Annotated in this window: 15 protein-coding genes; 6 read left to right on the top strand and 9 right to left on the bottom strand. The window is 56.7% G+C overall.

The annotated features are described in order from the left end of the window. Positions 1-311: 311 nt before the first annotated feature. Together pgeF and rluD are read right to left on the bottom strand one after the other, a co-directional pair. Positions 312-1058 (bottom strand): peptidoglycan editing factor PgeF, encoded by a 747-nt coding sequence (pgeF, locus tag VLV32_06315; GenBank protein HUL41498.1) that lies wholly within the window; start codon positions 1056-1058, stop codon positions 312-314. Then, the gene (gene rluD / locus VLV32_06310; GenBank protein HUL41497.1) at positions 1055-2077 is read right to left on the bottom strand and encodes a 23S rRNA pseudouridine(1911/1915/1917) synthase RluD; all 1023 of its coding nucleotides are present in this window, start codon (positions 2075-2077) and stop codon (positions 1055-1057) included. The genes pgeF and rluD overlap by 4 nt, the downstream gene beginning before the upstream one ends. Before the next feature lie 30 nt (positions 2078-2107). Here rluD and VLV32_06305 point away from each other — a divergent pair, with 30 nt between their 5' ends. After that, positions 2108-2887: an outer membrane protein assembly factor BamD gene (locus tag VLV32_06305; GenBank protein ID HUL41496.1), complete on the top strand. Its 780-nt coding sequence runs from the start codon at positions 2108-2110 to the stop codon at positions 2885-2887. Positions 2888-2942: 55 nt separating this feature from the next. On the opposite strand, the gene VLV32_06300 is transcribed toward VLV32_06305, so the two are convergent. The 5 genes from VLV32_06300 to VLV32_06280 form a co-directional block, all read right to left on the bottom strand. Next, a complete protein-coding gene (locus VLV32_06300) occupies positions 2943-3803 on the bottom strand; it encodes a DMT family transporter (protein ID HUL41495.1) in 861 nt (286 codons plus the stop codon). Between the two features lie 79 nt (positions 3804-3882). Next, positions 3883-5388 carry a lysine--tRNA ligase gene (lysS, locus tag VLV32_06295; protein ID HUL41494.1) on the bottom strand — a complete coding sequence of 502 codons (1506 nt, stop codon included), beginning with the start codon at positions 5386-5388 and terminating at the stop codon, positions 3883-3885. Beyond that, positions 5389-6493, bottom strand: a protein-coding gene (gene prfB / locus VLV32_06290; protein ID HUL41493.1) for a peptide chain release factor 2 whose coding sequence is annotated in 2 segments (ribosomal slippage) — positions 5389-6411 and positions 6413-6493 — 1104 coding nt in all. Because the reading frame shifts where the segments join, the coding sequence is not laid out codon by codon here. A gap of 14 nt (positions 6494-6507) precedes the next feature. After that, positions 6508-8217, bottom strand: coding sequence for a single-stranded-DNA-specific exonuclease RecJ (recJ, locus tag VLV32_06285; protein HUL41492.1), 1710 nt, complete (start codon positions 8215-8217; stop codon positions 6508-6510). Further along, entirely contained in the window at positions 8214-9230 is a 1017-nt protein-coding gene (locus VLV32_06280) for a hypothetical protein (protein ID HUL41491.1), read from the bottom strand. Before VLV32_06280 ends, recJ begins: the two co-directional genes overlap by 4 nt. Positions 9231-9362: 132 nt before the next feature. Between VLV32_06280 and VLV32_06275 the strand changes: the two genes are divergently transcribed. From VLV32_06275 to VLV32_06265, 3 genes are all read left to right on the top strand, one after another. Then, positions 9363-10607 carry a lipoprotein-releasing ABC transporter permease subunit gene (locus tag VLV32_06275; protein HUL41490.1) on the top strand — a complete coding sequence of 415 codons (1245 nt, stop codon included), beginning with the start codon at positions 9363-9365 and terminating at the stop codon, positions 10605-10607. 32 nt (positions 10608-10639) lie between these two features. Next, on the top strand, positions 10640-11326 hold the full coding sequence (lolD, locus tag VLV32_06270; protein ID HUL41489.1) for a lipoprotein-releasing ABC transporter ATP-binding protein LolD: 687 nt from the start codon (positions 10640-10642) through the stop codon (positions 11324-11326). 90 nt (positions 11327-11416) lie between these two features. Then, complete coding sequence (locus tag VLV32_06265) at positions 11417-11734, top strand: hypothetical protein (GenBank protein ID HUL41488.1); 318 nt, start codon at positions 11417-11419, stop codon at positions 11732-11734. A 22-nt stretch (positions 11735-11756) separates the two neighbouring features. On the opposite strand, the gene VLV32_06260 is transcribed toward VLV32_06265, so the two are convergent. Then, on the bottom strand, positions 11757-12377 hold the full coding sequence (locus VLV32_06260) for a DNA-3-methyladenine glycosylase (protein ID HUL41487.1): 621 nt from the start codon (positions 12375-12377) through the stop codon (positions 11757-11759). 10 nt (positions 12378-12387) lie between these two features. Beyond that, positions 12388-12948, bottom strand: coding sequence for a DUF2062 domain-containing protein (locus VLV32_06255; GenBank protein ID HUL41486.1), 561 nt, complete (start codon positions 12946-12948; stop codon positions 12388-12390). A 74-nt stretch (positions 12949-13022) separates the two neighbouring features. Here VLV32_06255 and VLV32_06250 point away from each other — a divergent pair, with 74 nt between their 5' ends. Continuing rightward, positions 13023-15419 carry a DNA internalization-related competence protein ComEC/Rec2 gene (locus tag VLV32_06250; GenBank protein HUL41485.1) on the top strand — a complete coding sequence of 799 codons (2397 nt, stop codon included), beginning with the start codon at positions 13023-13025 and terminating at the stop codon, positions 15417-15419. 76 nt (positions 15420-15495) lie between these two features. After that, on the top strand, positions 15496-16298 hold an 803-nt coding region (locus tag VLV32_06245), incomplete at its 3' end, for a class II fumarate hydratase (GenBank protein ID HUL41484.1).

Here is a 16298-nt window from a genome sequence, read left to right as displayed (position 1 = left end):
CGCTGTCGCCAAATGCCCTGTCAAGCAAGTGCTTAAGCCGGCGCCGGTTGGCTGGAAAGACCATGCAGACCGGATCGAACCAATGCCCGATCCTATGGGTAAAACTTGCGAGGGTGGGGCGCAATTGTGAATGCTTGTACAGCCCGTGATTCAGACCGGCATTCGTGATCGGCGACGGCGGTCGCTGTAAAAGCAGCGTTCCGCAGCGCGCTGGTGAAGGTGCCGACTCAAAAATGCAATTTATCGAGGCGCGTATGGGACGTCATTGAATACTGAGAATGTTGGAGATTTAATTTTACCGTAGCCAGTGCTTAATTGCTTTTCCCTTCCAGCCAAATCAGGGATGCCATGCGCCCGGTCGTGTGGTCGCGTCGATGAGAAAAAAACCTGAGTGAATCGGTGTACGTACAGAAATTGCCGCCATAGATTTCTTTTACTCCAATACGGTTCAAGCGCGTTCGCGCCAGTAAATATAGATCCGCAAGCCATTTTCCGCGCGCACGTGCGGCAAACGCCTGTTGCGTACATGCATCTTCGTGGCCGAACGCGTCACGTACCTCGGCCCCCACTTGGTACGCTTTGGCGCTGATTGCTGGGCCGAAGTATGCAAACAGCGATTCCGGCGCTGCGTGCATTTCGCTTACGGTTTTTTCTATGATTCCAGCGGCAAGTCCGCGCCAGCCGCAATGCGCAGCCGCAACGACTGAACCGCGGGCATCACACAGCAAAAGCGGAAGGCAGTCGGCGCTCAATATTGCGCACGGTTTGTTTTGGTTGCGCGTGATGCAGGCGTCAGCCTCCGCCGACGTATCCGGGGCATCAGCGTTTGCCACCCTGGTGCCGTGCACTTGCTTCAGCCATTTCGGTTCGTCCGGAAGGTAGTTGCGGAGGAGTTCGCGGTTCTGGCGCACCAGCAAAGGCTCATCGCCAACATGATCGCCGAGATTGAAGCTGGCATAGCGGCCGCCGCTGAAGCCGCCAACGCGCGTAGTGATTAGTGCCTTGACGCAAATCGGTGCCGGCCATTCCGGGACAATCCAGTGTCCGGGAGAATTCAACGCGGGTCCTTATCGGTAGATTCCGCTTTGAGGGCGCTCAGTAACTGCCGGAAATCCTGCGGCGCCTCCATCTGCCAACACATGGTTTTTTGTGTTTCTGGATGGACTAAAGAGAGCCTGAAGGCGTGCAGTGCCTGCCGTAAGAAAGCCGGCTTTTTGCTTCTTCCGGAATATATCGGGTCGCCTACCAGCGGGTGTCCAATCGATTGCATATGCACCCGGATTTGATGGGTGCGGCCGGTATCAAGGCGGCAGCGCAATAAAGTACAGTCCACGAATTGATCCATGACCTGATAATGCGTCAGCGAATGCCTGCCGCGTGCTACCACCGCCATTTTGGTGCGCTTCGCGGGGTGCCGGCCAATGGGCGCTTCGACCTTGCCGTCTCGCTCGACAATCCCGTGCACGAGTGCGAGATATTCACGTTTGATTGTTCGTGCCTGAAGCTGCCTTACAAGTAAGGTGTGTGATGCGAGTGTTTTCGCTACCACCAATAGGCCGCTCGTCTCCTTGTCCAGGCGATGCACGATGCCGGCGCGCGGAATATCAACAAGCTGCGGCGCATGCTCCAGCAGTGCGTTGAGAAGCGTTCCGTGCCAATTACCGCTTCCCGGGTGCACCACCAATCCAGGCGGCTTATTTACGATCAGCAGAGCAGAATCTTCGTACACAATATCCAGTGGAATTTTTTCCGGCAGATGCGCCAGACTTTCCGCTGCGGGATAGGCTGCGACGCGGATGCTTTCACCGCCCCGCACTTTATGTTTGGCTACTGCCGGACGGCCGTTTTGCCATACATGGTTGGCGCGAATCCAGTTTTGCAGCCGGCTGCGCGAATATTCCGGCAACAATCGCTGCAGAGCCTGGTCCAGCCGCAAGCCCGCGAAATGGCGCGGGATTACCAGCTCGATGTTCCTCGCTGCGTTTGCGTTATAATCGGCAGACGGCAAAGAGTGAGGGATAAGGGGTAAGCGCTGAGACCCCTCGACCACGGATCGACAACTGGTTTTTTTCCTCACTCGTCACTCCTTACTCTTCGCGCAATGAATATGAAACACAGTTTAGCTTTAATTCTCGTACTGTTGCTAAGCGGCTGCTCCCTTTTCGCAAAGGAGGATGACACCAACCAATCCGCCAGTCAGCTATTTACCAAAGCCATGGCCGACATGGATGACAGCAATTACGAGCAAGCGATCAAGCAGTTTGAGACTCTGGAGGCGCGCTATCCCTATGGCAGATATGCTGAACAGGCGCAGCTGGAAGTGGCTTATGCGTATTACAAGCAGGAGGATGCGGCGTCCGCGACAGCGGCTTGCGACCGGTTTATCAAATTGCATCCGACTCATCCCAATGTCGATTACGCCTATTATCTGAAAGGGCTTGCCAACTTCAACGAAAACCTAGGACTGATCTCCCGGCTTGGCGCGCAGGACATGACCGAACGCGATCCCAAGCAGGCGCGCGAGTCGTATGATACGTTCAAGGAACTTGTGGCGCGTTTTCCCAACAGCAAATATGCAGAAGATTCCGCGTTGCGCGCGCGTTATCTGATTAACGGCTTGGCAAACCACGAATTACAGGTGGCGCTTTATTACATGAAACGTAAAGCTTACGTGGCTGCATTAAACCGCGCCAAGTCCATAATTACCAACTATCAGGAGACGCCGTCTACGGAACCGGCACTGGCGATCATGGTCGAGTGCTACGAGGCGCTGGGCATGCCTCAGTTGCGAGATGATACCGAGCGCGTTTTGCAGCACAATTTTCCCAACAGCAAATTCGCGTCGCAATCGTCGCAGGCCGGCAGGTCGTGGTGGAAACTTTGGTAACAGCCTCTAAATAAGTCCTCCACCCGGGACTTAATCAGTGCTTCCCCGGCAACAGCTACCCGACAGCGAGCGCGATTACCCCGATAACCATCGCCGCGGACGCGAGCAGTCGCCTCGCGAGATTACCTTCTGCAAGAAAATGGCTTCCCATCAATGCCGCGATGAAAATGCTGATCTCGCGCGACGGAGCCACGTAACTGACCGGCGTGAATGCCATTGCGCTGAGTATCAGGATATACGACGCCGGGCCCATAATTGCCACCATAATCACTTCTTTGCGAAAATTATTCCAGGCCTTCTTGACATTGCCAAAATTACGTGCGGCAAGCGGAATCATCATAAATGTCCGCCCCAGGTTTGTGCCCCAGTCCTGCAGCAGCGGCGGGATCATCAGTGTGCTGACCGCAACCTTGTCCCATAACGTATAGGCGGCGATAAACGTACCGGTTAGCAGCGCAAAGCCTACCGCGTGCAGCGCACCGCTTTCCCTAAGCTTGCGTGGATCGCCGGTGAGCGTAAATGCGCCTATACCGATCATAATGGCGCCTGCGATCGCGAGCGGGCTGGGACGTTCGCCGAGCACAAGAATTGCCGCAGCTACTGCTAACAGTGGCCCGCTGCCGCGCGCGAGGGGATAAACGAGCGACAGATCGCCCGCGCGATAACCCCTGTCGAGCAGCAGGTAATACACGGTGTGAAGAATCACGCTGCCGCAGATAAAGGCAATCTGGATAAAAGCCAAATGCGGTTTTTGCCAAATGACCAAACCGAAGGCCAGCGGCGCGTAGATCAGCGTGGAGAATAACGCGAACAGCCATATGAATCCGATGCCGCCTCCGGTTCGCTTCAGCAAATAGTTCCACGCGGCGTGCAGAAAGGCAGCGGTCAGCACTAGCGCCAGGGCGAGAGCGCTCATGCCGGAATAAACTTGCGGGTGTCAAATTTGCCCGGAGTGAGCAACGGTGAATTCAGTGTTACATTAAAGCTCAAAGCGATTAGTCTTCCGGGCGCATGTGCGGGAACAAAATCACATCTCGAATGCTGGGACTATCCGTGTACAGCATCACCAGCCGATCGATGCCCACGCCGCAGCCTGCGGCAGGTGGAAGACCGTATTCCAGTGCGCGAATGTAATCAGCATCGTAATGCATGGCTTCCGGGTTGCCGGCTTCCTTTTGCTTTGCCTGCTCGAGGAAACGCGCTGCCTGATCTTCTGGATCATTGAGCTCGGAAAAACCGTTGGCGATTTCGCGCCCGGCTATATAGAGTTCAAAACGCTCGACAATATCCGGATTCTTGTCGTTGCGGCGCGCGAGCGGCGACACCTCGGCAGGATAATCTAATATAAAGGTCGGTTGGACGAGTAATTGTTCAGTCGTGTGCTCGAATAACGTCAGTTGCAGGCCTCCGATGCCGTCGCTGGGTTTGTAGGCAATGCCACGTTTTTTGAATTCGCCGACCAGGTACTCGCGGTCGTCGAGTTTTTCGTTCTTGAATTCGGGATGGTACTTCCGTATCGCCTGTGTGACGCTGAGCCGGGAATAAGGTGCGGAGAAATCTATTTCCTGTCCCTGATACGTGATTTTGCTTGAGCCGCTTGCTGTTTGTGCTATTTCGCGCAGCATGTTCTCGGTAAAATCCATCAAGTAGCGGTAGTCTTGGTACGCGCAATAAAATTCCAGCATGGTGAATTCAGGATTGTGCTTGGTCGAAATGCCTTCATTGCGAAAATTGCGGTTTATCTCGAACACTTTTTCCATGCCGCCCACCAGCAGGCGCTTCAGGTAAAGTTCCGGAGCGATTCGCAGGTAAAGCTGCATGTCGAGCGCATTGTGATGGGTGACAAACGGTCGCGCTGCAGCGCCGCCGGGGATTGGTTGCATCATCGGCGTTTCCACTTCCAGGTAACCGTCCCGTGCCATGAATTCGCGAATGGCCTGGATGATTTTCGAGCGGACGGCGAAAACATTTCGGGTTGCATCATTGGTAATCAGGTCCACATAGCGCAGCCGGTATTTCTGCTCCTGATCCGTCAAGCCGTGGAATTTCTCCGGCAGCGGCCGCAGCGATTTTGTGAGCAGACGCAATTCAGTAACGCGCACTGAAAGCTCTCCTGTCTTGGTTTTGAACAGCATGCCCCTGGCGCCGACGATGTCTCCCAAATCCCAATGTTTAAACGCCTCGTGCACCTGCTCGCCGGCCTGGTCGTTGGTGATGTAAAGCTGAATGCGCCCGCTCATATCTTGAATCGTGGCGAAGCTGGCTTTACCCATGATGCGTTTCAGCATCATCCGTCCCGCGACGCTGACCTCGATGTGCTCGGCCTCGAGTGCGTCGTTGGCTTTTTTCCCATGCTGCGCGTGCAGCTCGCCCGCGAGGTGCTGGCGCCGGAAGTCGTTGGGAAAGGCGCCCCCTTTACCGCGCAGCGCTCTCAGTTTCTCGCGCCGCTCCTGGATGATCTGGTTGGTGTCCGGGGATTTTTCGTCCTTTTGCTCCGGCATTTACACTCCCTGTTTGAGGCTCGCGTTGATGAAATCATCCAGATCGCCGTCCAGCACCGACTGAGTATTTCCGATTTCAACGCCGGTGCGCAGGTCTTTGATGCGCGATTGGTCAAGCACATAGGAACGAATCTGGTGTCCCCAGCCGATGTCGGTCTTGGCATCCTCGAGCACCTGCCGTTCCTCAACGCGCTTTCTTAATTCCTCCTCAAACAGCCTGGATTTCAGCATGGCGAAGGCCTCCGCCTTATTGCGGTGCTGCGAACGGTCGTTCTGGCATTGCACCACGATGCCGGTCGGGATGTGCGTGATGCGCACCGCTGAGTCGGTCTTGTTCACGTGCTGGCCGCCGGCACCGGAGGCGCGGTAAGTGTCAATTCGCAAATCCGCCGGGTTGATTTCGACTTCGATCGATTCATCGACTTCCGGGTAGACGAAAACACTGGCAAACGACGTGTGGCGGCGGTTACCGGCATCAAACGGCGATTTGCGCACCAGACGGTGCACTCCGGTTTCAGTACGCAGCCGCCCGTAGGCGTATTCGCCCGAGACTTTCATCGTTGCGCTTTTTATTCCCGCGACCTCGCCTTGCGATTCTTCCAGCAGCTGCACGCCGAAGCCATGGCGCTCACTATAGCGTAAATACATGCGCTCCAGCATTGCCGCCCAGTCCTGCGCTTCGGTTCCGCCCGAGCCCGCCTGGATCATGAGAAAGCAATTGTTGGGATCCATGGGATTGGAAAACATGCGCCGGAATTCAAGATCGGCTATGTCTTTTTCGAGCTTCGCAACTTCGGAGGCGACGCCGGTCATGGTGGCGTCGTCATTCTCGGCACGCGCCATCTCAAACAGTTCGCGTGCATCGCCAAGAGAATTGGCGATCGAAGTGAGCGCAGTGATGGTGGTGTCCAGAGATTTTTTTTCTTTGCCGAGCTCTTGGGCGCGTTTTTGATCGCTCCAGACGTTTGGGTCCGTCAGGAGCCTTTCAACTTCGTGGAGACGCTTCTGTTTTGCATCCAGGTCAAAGATACCTCCCCAGCTCCTCAGATCGGGAGCTGAGATCGGTGAGCCATTTTGCAACTGCGTTGACTTGTTCGGGTTCCATGCCGGGGCATTTTATCATGCGCGGGCCTGCCAATGTTCGAGGTTGAGCTGCAGCGATTGTACGCCGTTGTATTCATTTACAGCGAGCCGGTATACCGCGAGAATGCGCTGCGGCAGCGGGGTATTTTCGAAGAACAACATCGCGTCAAACGCCCGGCCCGGCAGCGCGAGCTTGAGTTTGAGATGTTTCTCCCCGACTATGCGCTGATTTTCCACCGTGAATTCGCTGCAGAAGGTGGGTTGTGGGAAGCCCTGGCCCCACACTTCTTTTTCCAGCAGGCGCGCCAGCTCGATTTGCATGTCCGCGGCGTCCAGCGCGCCGTCAGTTTCGATCACGCGCTCAAGATCCGCGGCGGAAACGAGCGCCGCGGCGGTTTCCTCGAACGCCTGCGAAAATATCTCGAAGTCGTTGCGGCGTATGGTGAGTCCGGCCGCCGCGGCGTGACCTCCGAACTTGAGAATCAAGCCGGGATGGCGTTTTGCCACCAAATCGAGTGTATCCCGCAGATGCAATGCGGGAATTGCCCGCCCCGAACCCTTGAGCTCGTCATTGCCCGCGGGAGCGAAGGCGATAACCGGCCGGTGAAACTTGTCCTTTATGCGCGACGCGAGTAGACCTACGACACCGGGGTGCCAACTGGGATCGAACAGACACATGCTTACACTGTCGCGCGCTTCAACGCGTTCCAGAGCTGCAAGCGCCTCTTGTTTCATGTCAGCCTCGATGTCGCGTCGCTCGCGGTTTAACTGATCGAGCTTGCGCGCGGCAGTTGCGGCAAACAAAGGGTCGTCGCTTAACAGGCAGTCGATGCCGAGCGTCATGTCGTCCAGTCGCCCCGCGGCGTTTAACCGCGGCCCGAGCATGAACGCCAGATCGTACGTCGAGGCGCGCAGGGGATCCCGGCCCGCCGCCCGGAACAATGCTTGAATGCCTGCGTTCGCCTTGCCTTCGCGCATGCGCTTCAAACCCTGGCCGACCAGGATGCGGTTGTTATGATCAAGCCGCACCACATCGGCGAGCGTGCCAAGCGCTACCACATCCAACAACCGGGAAAGATGCGGTTCCGCCCGGCCGTCGAACGCATGACGCGCCCGCAACTCGGCGCGCAAGGCCAGCATGACGTAAAATATCACGCCGACGCCCGCAAGATTTTTGCTGGGGAATCCACATCCGTGTTGATTGGGATTGACGATGCACGCAGCTTGGGGCAGCTCGGTACCGGGTAAATGGTGGTCGGTGATGAGCGTGGTCATTCCAAGCCGGCTCGCCTCCGCGACGCCTTCCACTGCGGCGATGCCGTTGTCGACAGTGATCAGAATATCCGGATGCTTTGTTCGCGCTGCCAGCTGTACTATTTCAGGAGTCAGACCGTAACCGTACTCAAAGCGATTGGGAACGAGAAAATCCACGCAAGCGCCGAATTCGCGCAGCGCCCGCACCCCCACCGCGCACGCGGTTGCTCCGTCGGCATCGTAATCGGCGATGATCAGGAGCCGTTTCTTCGCCGCGATGCCGTCAGCCAGGATTTGCGCCATCTGCGACACATTTTTCAGTTTGTCAGCGGGCATGAGCGAAGCAAGCTCGCTTTTAAGCTGCAAGGGTTCTTCTATTCCGCGGGCCGCATAAACACGCGCGAGCACCGGATGCACATCTCGACTTAACAGCGCTGCAAAAGCGTGTTTGGAGAAAGACCGGGCGACAATTTTAGGTGCTGCTGAACTCATTGTCGTTCAGCGTAATCGGCAAAGGCCCTGCCTCGGCGCCACAACTTCCATAAGTCTTGGCGTGTAACTGCGAATGACCAGGGACCGCTGCTGACAGCGAGCTCTTCCAGATCTCCGCGCTGCAACGCAGTTAGCAGAGGCGCGAACCAGCGCGCTTCCAGTCCGCTAATGTTTTTCAGCCAACTCTCGCCGTTCCGGAATTGGGCCGCGGCCCGCAAGCCGTCCAGCACCAACAGATGAACGCCGGCGTCCGGAGATTGCGCGAGCCATTCATGCGCGCTTTGCGGCAGGCTGCTTGCCGCTACACCGCTTGCCAGCGCCAGACCTTTGGCGAGGCACTCATTGGTCCAGACCTGCGCATACGGCGACGCCGCGACAACCGGCAGGCAACCGCCGCCCCACAGCCAAACGCTGTTTACCGGAGGATTGCCGGCGGCTTCACGTGCTTGATTGACTGCATGATCATGCAGCACCATCTGTATCTCGTTGCTCACGCTGTGCCAGTATATGCCGTCCGGCCCGCTGGGAAGGAATTCGTCGATATTTTTACCCGCGGCTTCGCCCAATTCCCGGGTTCGCAATTGCGGCGGCTTATCAACCTGCAGGTACCAGCGCTCAGGGTGCAATGCATGGAAGACCAAATCCGCACCTTGAAAGTGCACGTTTAATGCCCGGGCCAACTGTTCGGATTCATTCCGGGAAATTTCAAAAGTGCGGCTGTCGGCAAGCAGCAACTGGCCGCTATCAACGTGCAGATATACCGGATCGGCCCGCAGCCAGTAATGATTGCCGGCAGTTCCGCCATCGGCCTCCAGCGTAAGTGCGGCCACCGGCCAGTCCTGTTGCTTTTCGACTTTGAACGCATGGAATAACCATTCTTCCATGCTCTGAGCGGAACTCTGCGTTGCGCGGGCGCGTGCCAGCAGAGTATGCAGCGCGGGCAGATCGAGTTTCCTTAGAGTTTCATCTCCGCCGGGCCAAAAAAGGCCGGGTATCAGGAGGTGACATTTCACTAACGACCTCATGTGCAGGAATTTCACAAACCAACTCGAAGTTTAACATGGCAAAAGTTTGCAAATCGATTCGCCCGGCACTGAATAATATGGCAAACTGCTTGCTGCTTGCCCCGACCCGCATAAGGAAACGTGCAACCTTACGAACTTTTCATCGGCCTTCGTTACAGCCGCGCCAAGCGGCGCAACCACTTTGTATCCTTCATATCGCTGATATCTATCGTTGGCATGGCGCTTGGTATCACGGTTCTGATTTCAGTTATGTCCGTGATGAACGGGTTTCAAAAAGAGATTCGCGAACGCATTCTCGGCGTCGTGGCTCACGTGCTGATTGTCGGTTCCAATTCTCGGCTGCCCGACTGGCAGAAGGTCGCGCAGGAGGCAGAAAAACATCCGCAAGTGGTGGCCACTGCACCGTACGTTTCCGATGAAGCATTGCTATCTTTCGGACATTCGGTAAAAGGCACTGTAGTGCGCGGCATTTTGCCCGAGTATGAAAACAAGGTTGACGACTTGGGCGCGCATATGAAGGTCGGGACGCTTGCAAGCCTGCAGCCGGGGAGATACGGCATCGTTTTGGGTGTGGATCTGGCGCGAGCACTGGGGGTGGCGGTCGGCGACAAAGTGCTGTTGATTGCTCCGCAAGGCCTGGTTACGCCCGCGGGAATCCTGCCGCGCCTCAGGGGGTTCACGGTCGTCGGCATTTTTGACGTCGGCCACTACGAATATGATTCGGGGCTTGCTCTGATAAACCTTGAGGATGCGCAGAAGCTATACCGCTTGGGCAACGACGTCACCGGCGTACGCCTGCGCCTAAAGGATTTATACAAGGCGCCGCAAGTGGCGCGCGATCTAGCAGACACGCTAACCATGGATGCCAACATCCTTGACTGGACGCGCATCAATGCCAATTTCTTTCGCGCAGTAGAGATTGAGAAGCACATGATGTTCTTCGTGGTGGTCCTGATCGTCGCGGTGGCGGCGTTCAATATAGTCTCTACGCTGGTGATGGCCGTGACTGACAAACAAACCGAGATAGCCATCTTGCGCACGCTGGGCGCCCCACCGTCAAGCATCATGAAAATTTTTGTCGTGCAGGGAACCTTGATCGGATTTATGGGAACAATGCTCGGCCTGGCAGCAGGCCTCGCATTGGCGCTCAATATCGATGTCGTGGTGCCTTTTATTGAGCATCTGTTCAGAGTCCAGTTTCTGTCAAAAAGCGTTTACTACATCAGCGAATTGCCGTCCGAAGTGGAATTGACCGATGTTGTGGTGATTGGCGCCGTGTCATTCACTTTGTGCCTGTTGGCAACTCTGTATCCAAGCTGGCGCGCTTCGAGGGTGAATCCGGCGGAGGCACTGCGCTATGAATAGGGATTCGGTATTCGGCGCGCGGAGCTCGCGCAATGCGTGAGACGGTTTTATCCTGCCGCGATCTCAAAAAAACCTTCCACCAGGGCGGGCTGGAGGTTCCGGTGTTGCTTGGCGTTAATCTGGAGGTGGCGGCCGGCGAGCGCATTGCAGTTGTGGGTGCGTCCGGTTCCGGCAAGAGCACGCTGCTGCATTTGCTGGGAGGGCTGGATAGCGCTACGTCAGGCGAGGTTCTCATCAATGGTCAGGATATCCAGCGTATGAGTGAAGCGCAGCGTGGAACACTGCGCAACCGGTCTCTCGGCTTCATTTACCAGTTCCATCATCTGCTCGCCGAGTTCTCGGCACAGGAGAATGTCGCGATGCCGCTTTTGATTCGCGGCATTTCCAGCGAACAGGCAAGCGAGGAGGCTCAGCAAATTCTGGAGCGGGTGGGGCTTGCGCACCGGCTCAAGCACAGACCCGGGGAACTTTCCGGCGGCGAGCGCCAACGCGCGGCAGTAGCGCGCGCACTGGTGACGAAACCGGCGTGCGTGCTGGCGGATGAACCCACCGGCAACCTGGACCGGCAGAATGCCGAGGGCGTATTGGAGCTGATGCTTGACCTCAATAAAAGTCTGGGCACGAGCTTTATCATTGTCACCCACGATCACGGATTGGCGGCAAAGACGGAGCGCATATGCCGGCTGGTCGATGGTGTACTGACTGATTTCGGCGCATGAGCCGGACCAATTCCGCTAGGGTTGCGGTCCGAAATTTTTGCGAGTAGAGTTCTGCCGGAATTAGTGATGGCGCAAGGTAGGAATGCGTAAATGAAAAATCCCGCAGCTCAGGCTGTTATTGCCGTGGTTTATTTCTGCTTGACGATCGCAGGAGTTGCCGGCCTGGCTTATAAGTTATTCATGCCTGGGGGATGGGTGTCGCACGCGCTGGGATATGTATGGAATTTGCAGCTGCACTATTCGCTCATGCTCCTGCCCGTTTTGATTGTTGCAATCGTACTTGGAGTCAAGATATTTACCGGTGTTTTTGATAAGAAGACCAGCACCTTTGGCAACTGGTTAACCGGGGCCTGCATGGCGCTCGGCGCGTACTTTATCACGAGTCTGATTATCTACGGCAAGTTCTGAAACCAGTCGCGTCAACACAATACTAGTATTCCACCGGCACCGGATCGAGGCTTCGCCAGAGATACCAGGTCGCAACCGAGCGCCACGGCACCCAGTTTTTTGCGATGGCGCGCATCCTGCGCACGCTTAACGGTCGGTCGTTGTTGTAATGCTGGCTCATTGCCCGCTGCAGGCCGATATCGCCAAGAGGCAACACGTCAGGACGCATCATATAAAATATCAAGAACATCTCGGCAGTCCAACGACCGATTCCTTTTACCCGCGTGAGCTCGGCGATAAGCTCTTCGTCGTCAAGCCGGTCCCATCGGGAAATATCGAGCGTGCCGTAAACAAAAGACCGCGCCAGATCCTGCAGGTACAGAACTTTTTTGCCGGAAAGTCCGCAATTGCGAAGATCTGCGCCGTCCGCTCCGGCAATATGCATCGGGCTGATTGCCGGGACCGTGCGGAGCAGCTTTTGCCAAACGGTATCGGCCGCCTTGAGCGAGATTTGTTGCCCAACGATCGAGCGTGCCAAAGTCATGAAAGCGTCGCCGCGACCGCGCAGTGAGACACCACTGTGAACTCGAACCAGGCGCTTCAGCACGCGGTCCCGCTGCGCAAGCTCCCGGCTTGCCTGTTTCCAATATGATGGGACGGTCACGGTAGAAAGATCAGAGCGCTGCGGCGCGCCGCATTTTTCTTTTGCGCCACTGCAGTATGACGTATGCGCGCCAAGCGAGTTGCACCGCCGCATAACCCGCAATGGCAAACAGCAACCCCATCAGCAACAGCCCCAACACCAGAGGCTTGCCCATTGACGCCGCCCAATGCAGGAGCGCCGGTACCCATTCGTTGAGCGGCAAATTCCAGACATCCAATTCCTGCTGCGGGATATTGCCGTTTTGGTGTCCGATAAAAAATGCTCCGAGCCTGTAGGCAAGGTAATACAGCGGAACAATGGTAAACGGATTGGTGTACAAGGTCACGAATACCGCGACCGGAAGATTGACGCGGAAAATCATGGACATCAGCGCCGCGGCGGCGAATTGCACCGGGTTGCTGCCCGGGATCAGACCGGTAAACATGCCGACTGCGACCCCGCCCGCTACTGAACGGCGGTTCAGGTGCCAGATATTTTGATTTTGCAGCGCGGCGCCGAATACGCGGGTATAGCGGTTTTGTTTGATGCTATCGGCGTCGGGGAGGTATTTTCTGAAAAACTTGCGCGGCACAATTGCTCAGCAATAAAGGTCCTGGCTGACACTTTACCGTAAACTGTTAGGGCCGTGTAGCGTTTATCCAGATTATGTATTTGGGTCTCAACCTGATTTTATTCGTGGCTGGAGTCTGGCTCCTGCAGCAGCAGCCTGAGTTGCCTGATTTTTCCTGGAGCTGGGTGCTCTGGGGTTTGCTGTTGATTGCCGTCGGACTTGGCTTTAGAAAGCAACGCGCCTCACGCTACCCTCGTGCGGTTTTATTCGGCCTGTTTTTTCTGGGCGCCGGTTTTTTCTGGGCTGCGTGGCTTGCGCAGGCGCGTCTGGCGGATTCGCTCGCAGCGGAATGGGAGGGCAAGGACATCCTGTTAAGCGGCGTGGTGGCAAGTTTGCCGCAGATGAATGAACGCGGAGAGCGTTTTGAACTGGACGTCGAAGATGTAAAAACAGCGCAGGCCGACGTGCCGGAACATATTTCGCTGACTTGGTATCAGGACCGCACGGATCCGGAAAAGTCCCCGCCGCAAGTGCACGCGGGTGAGCGCTGGCAGTTGACGGTGCGCTTGAAGCGCCCGCACGGCAATGCCAATCCGCATGGTTTCGATTACGAGGCATGGCTGCTTGAGCGCAATATTCGGGCTACCGGCTATGTGCGCGAGTCTTCCGCGAACACGCGGCTCGCCGGGATGGTAATGCAGCCTGCGTATCTGATCGAGCGCGCCAGGGAAATCGTGCGCGAGCGCCTGCGATCGGTATTGCCGGATTATCCCTATAGCGGCGTGCTGGCGGCGCTTGCGGTTGGCGACCAGCAGTCGATTACGCAGCCGCAGTGGCGGGTATTTGCGCGCACCGGCGTTAACCATTTGATGAGCATTTCCGGATTGCACGTGACGATGGTGGCAGGGCTCGTGCTCGCTTTGGTGTATGCGCTGTGGAGAACGAGTCGGCGCCTTACGCTGTTTTTGCCCGCCCGCAAGGCGGCGGCGCTGGCAGGAGTGATTACCGCATTTTTGTATGCACTGCTGGCGGGATTCGCGGTTCCTGCGCAGCGTACCGTCTACATGCTCACGATAGTTGCGGCCGCGTTGTGGTTGGGTAAAACGAGCTCGGCTTCTACGGTATTATGCCTCGCATTATTCGCGGTGGTGTTGCTCGATCCGTGGGCGGTGCTTGAGCCGGGCTTTTGGCTCTCGTTCGGCGCGGTCGCTTTAATTTTTTTCGTCACAACGGGGCGTTTGGGGCGGGCGAACTGGTTGCGTGCTTGGGGCAGGATGCAATGGGCGGTGACTCTGGGATTGATGCCGCTATTGCTGATTTTGTTTCAGCAAGTATCTTTAATCTCGCCGCTGGCCAATGCGGTTGCCATACCCTTGGTCAGCTTCATAATCGTTCCACTGACATTACTGGGGGCGGTGCCGCCGCTGGATTTTCTGTTATTCGCTGCGCATCAGATCATGCAATGGCTGATGATCATGCTGGAGTGGATGAGCGCGCTGCCGGATGCGGTATGGCAGCAGCATGCGCCGCCGGCATGGACCCTCCTGCCGGCAGTTGCGGGCGTCGTGTGGCTGCTGATGCCGCGCGGCTTTCCTTCGCGCTGGCTGGGATGGACGGGATTGCTGCCGCTGTTCCTGGTGGCGCCACCCGCACTCGAGGATGGCGCGTTAAGGCTCACCGTGCTGGATGTGGGGCAGGGACTCGCGGTGGTGGCAAAGACTCGAAATCATGCGCTGCTCTACGACACCGGCCCGGGTTTCAGCGCCGACAGCGACAGCGGCAACCGCATCATCATGCCTTATTTGCGCGCTGCGGGAATCAAAAATCTTGACGGCGTCATCGTGAGCCATGCTGATTTCGACCACAGCGGAGGAGCGATTTCAGTGCTGGACGCCGTGCCGGTGAACTGGCTTGATTCTTCAGTGCCTGAGGATCATCCGATTCGAACTCATGCGCGGCAATCGATGGCATGTTATGCAGGGCAATCCTGGGAGTGGGACGGTGTGCGCTTCGAGGTGCTGCACCCCGCACTATCCAGTTACCAGGACGAAAAACTCAAGACCAACGCCCGCGGTTGCGTGCTTAAAATCACGACTGGATTCGGCAGCGTATTGCTGCCGGCCGATATCGAGAAATCTTCTGAGGAAGAATTGCTCAAACGCGCCCCGGGACAGCTCAACGCGGATGTTTTGGTCGCGCCGCATCACGGCAGCAAAACGTCTTCGACTGAAGTTTTTCTCGATCAGGTTCAGCCAAAGACGGTGGTTTTCACGGTAGGCTACCGCAATCCATTCGGCCACCCGAAGCCAGAAGTGGTGGAGCGCTATGAAATGCGAGGTACCAAAATTTACCGTTCCGATTTCGATGGCGCGGTGACTGTCGATTTTGATGCGCGCGGCGTTTCGGCGCAGCCGTACCGCGCAGAACATCGCCGCTACTGGCAGTCTTTACCGATCGGAGAAGCCGGCAAAGAAACCGCCGCATTACTTTAGCGCGCAACGAGCGTTATTTTGAGCGGGCCTGCCCCGCAAACGGTTATAATTCAAAAGCCGTTTAGGGGAGAACGTCATGAGCAAATTCCGCACCGAGCGCGACACTTTCGGCGAAATTAATGTTCCCGCGGAAAGACTGTGGGGTGCGCAGACGCAGCGCAGTTTGCAGAATTTCGAGATTTCCGGCGAGCGCATGCCGCTCGAGTTCATTTACGCGCTGGCGCTGGTGAAACGCTGCTGCGCCAAGGTCAACCGCCAGCTCAAGCTGCTCGACGCCAAAAAGGCGCAAGCCATTATCGACGCAGCCGATGAAATCATCGAAGGCCAACACGACGGTGAATTTCCGCTGGTGGTATGGCAGACCGGCTCCGGCACCCAGACCAACATGAACATGAACGAAGTGCTGGCGAACCGCGCTTCGGAACTGCTCGGCGGCCAACGCGGCGAAAAACGCCTGGTGCATCCCAACGACGAAGTCAACAAGGGGCAATCATCGAATGATGTGTTCCCGACCGCCATGCATGTGGCGGCGGCGCGGGCTTTGGTCAATCGCCTGATACCTGGAATTCAGAAACTGCGCGATACCTTGAAGTCCAAGGCAAAAGAATTCGACGCCATCGTCAAAATCGGCCGCACTCATTTGCAGGATGCCACGCCGCTCACGCTGGGCCAGGAATTTTCAGGCTACGTGTCGCAGCTCGATCACGGCCTGGCGCATATTGAAGCGGCGCTGCCGCATCTTTATGAATTGGCGTTGGGCGGCACCGCTGTCGGCACCGGGTTGAACGCGCATCCCAAATTCGCGGCGCTCGTTGCGAAAGAACTCTCGAGCGAAGCTGATCTTCCATTTGTGTCCGCGCCCAACAAATTCGAAGCGCT

It is taken from the genome of Burkholderiales bacterium (assembly GCA_035518095.1).
Classification (GTDB): Bacteria; Pseudomonadota; Gammaproteobacteria; order Burkholderiales; family JAHFRG01; genus JAHFRG01.
The sequence above is the reverse complement of the archived record's forward strand: the minus strand, read 5'-3'. Positions and strand labels throughout refer to the sequence as shown.

What these genes read in the sequence shown, in the direction of transcription:
- VLV32_06305 (HUL41496.1), top strand. Translation starts at nt 2,108, where the DNA reads ATGAAACACAGTTTAGCTTTAATTCTCGTACTGTTGCTAAGCGGCTGC.
- VLV32_06300 (HUL41495.1), bottom strand. Translation starts at nt 3,803, where the DNA reads ATGAGCGCTCTCGCCCTGGCGCTAGTGCTGACCGCTGCCTTTCTGCAC.
- lysS (HUL41494.1), bottom strand. Translation starts at nt 5,388, where the DNA reads ATGCCGGAGCAAAAGGACGAAAAATCCCCGGACACCAACCAGATCATC.
- recJ (HUL41492.1), bottom strand. Translation starts at nt 8,217, where the DNA reads ATGAGTTCAGCAGCACCTAAAATTGTCGCCCGGTCTTTCTCCAAACAC.
- lolD (HUL41489.1), top strand. Translation starts at nt 10,640, where the DNA reads ATGCGTGAGACGGTTTTATCCTGCCGCGATCTCAAAAAAACCTTCCAC.
- VLV32_06265 (HUL41488.1), top strand. Translation starts at nt 11,417, where the DNA reads ATGAAAAATCCCGCAGCTCAGGCTGTTATTGCCGTGGTTTATTTCTGC.
- VLV32_06250 (HUL41485.1), top strand. Translation starts at nt 13,023, where the DNA reads ATGTATTTGGGTCTCAACCTGATTTTATTCGTGGCTGGAGTCTGGCTC.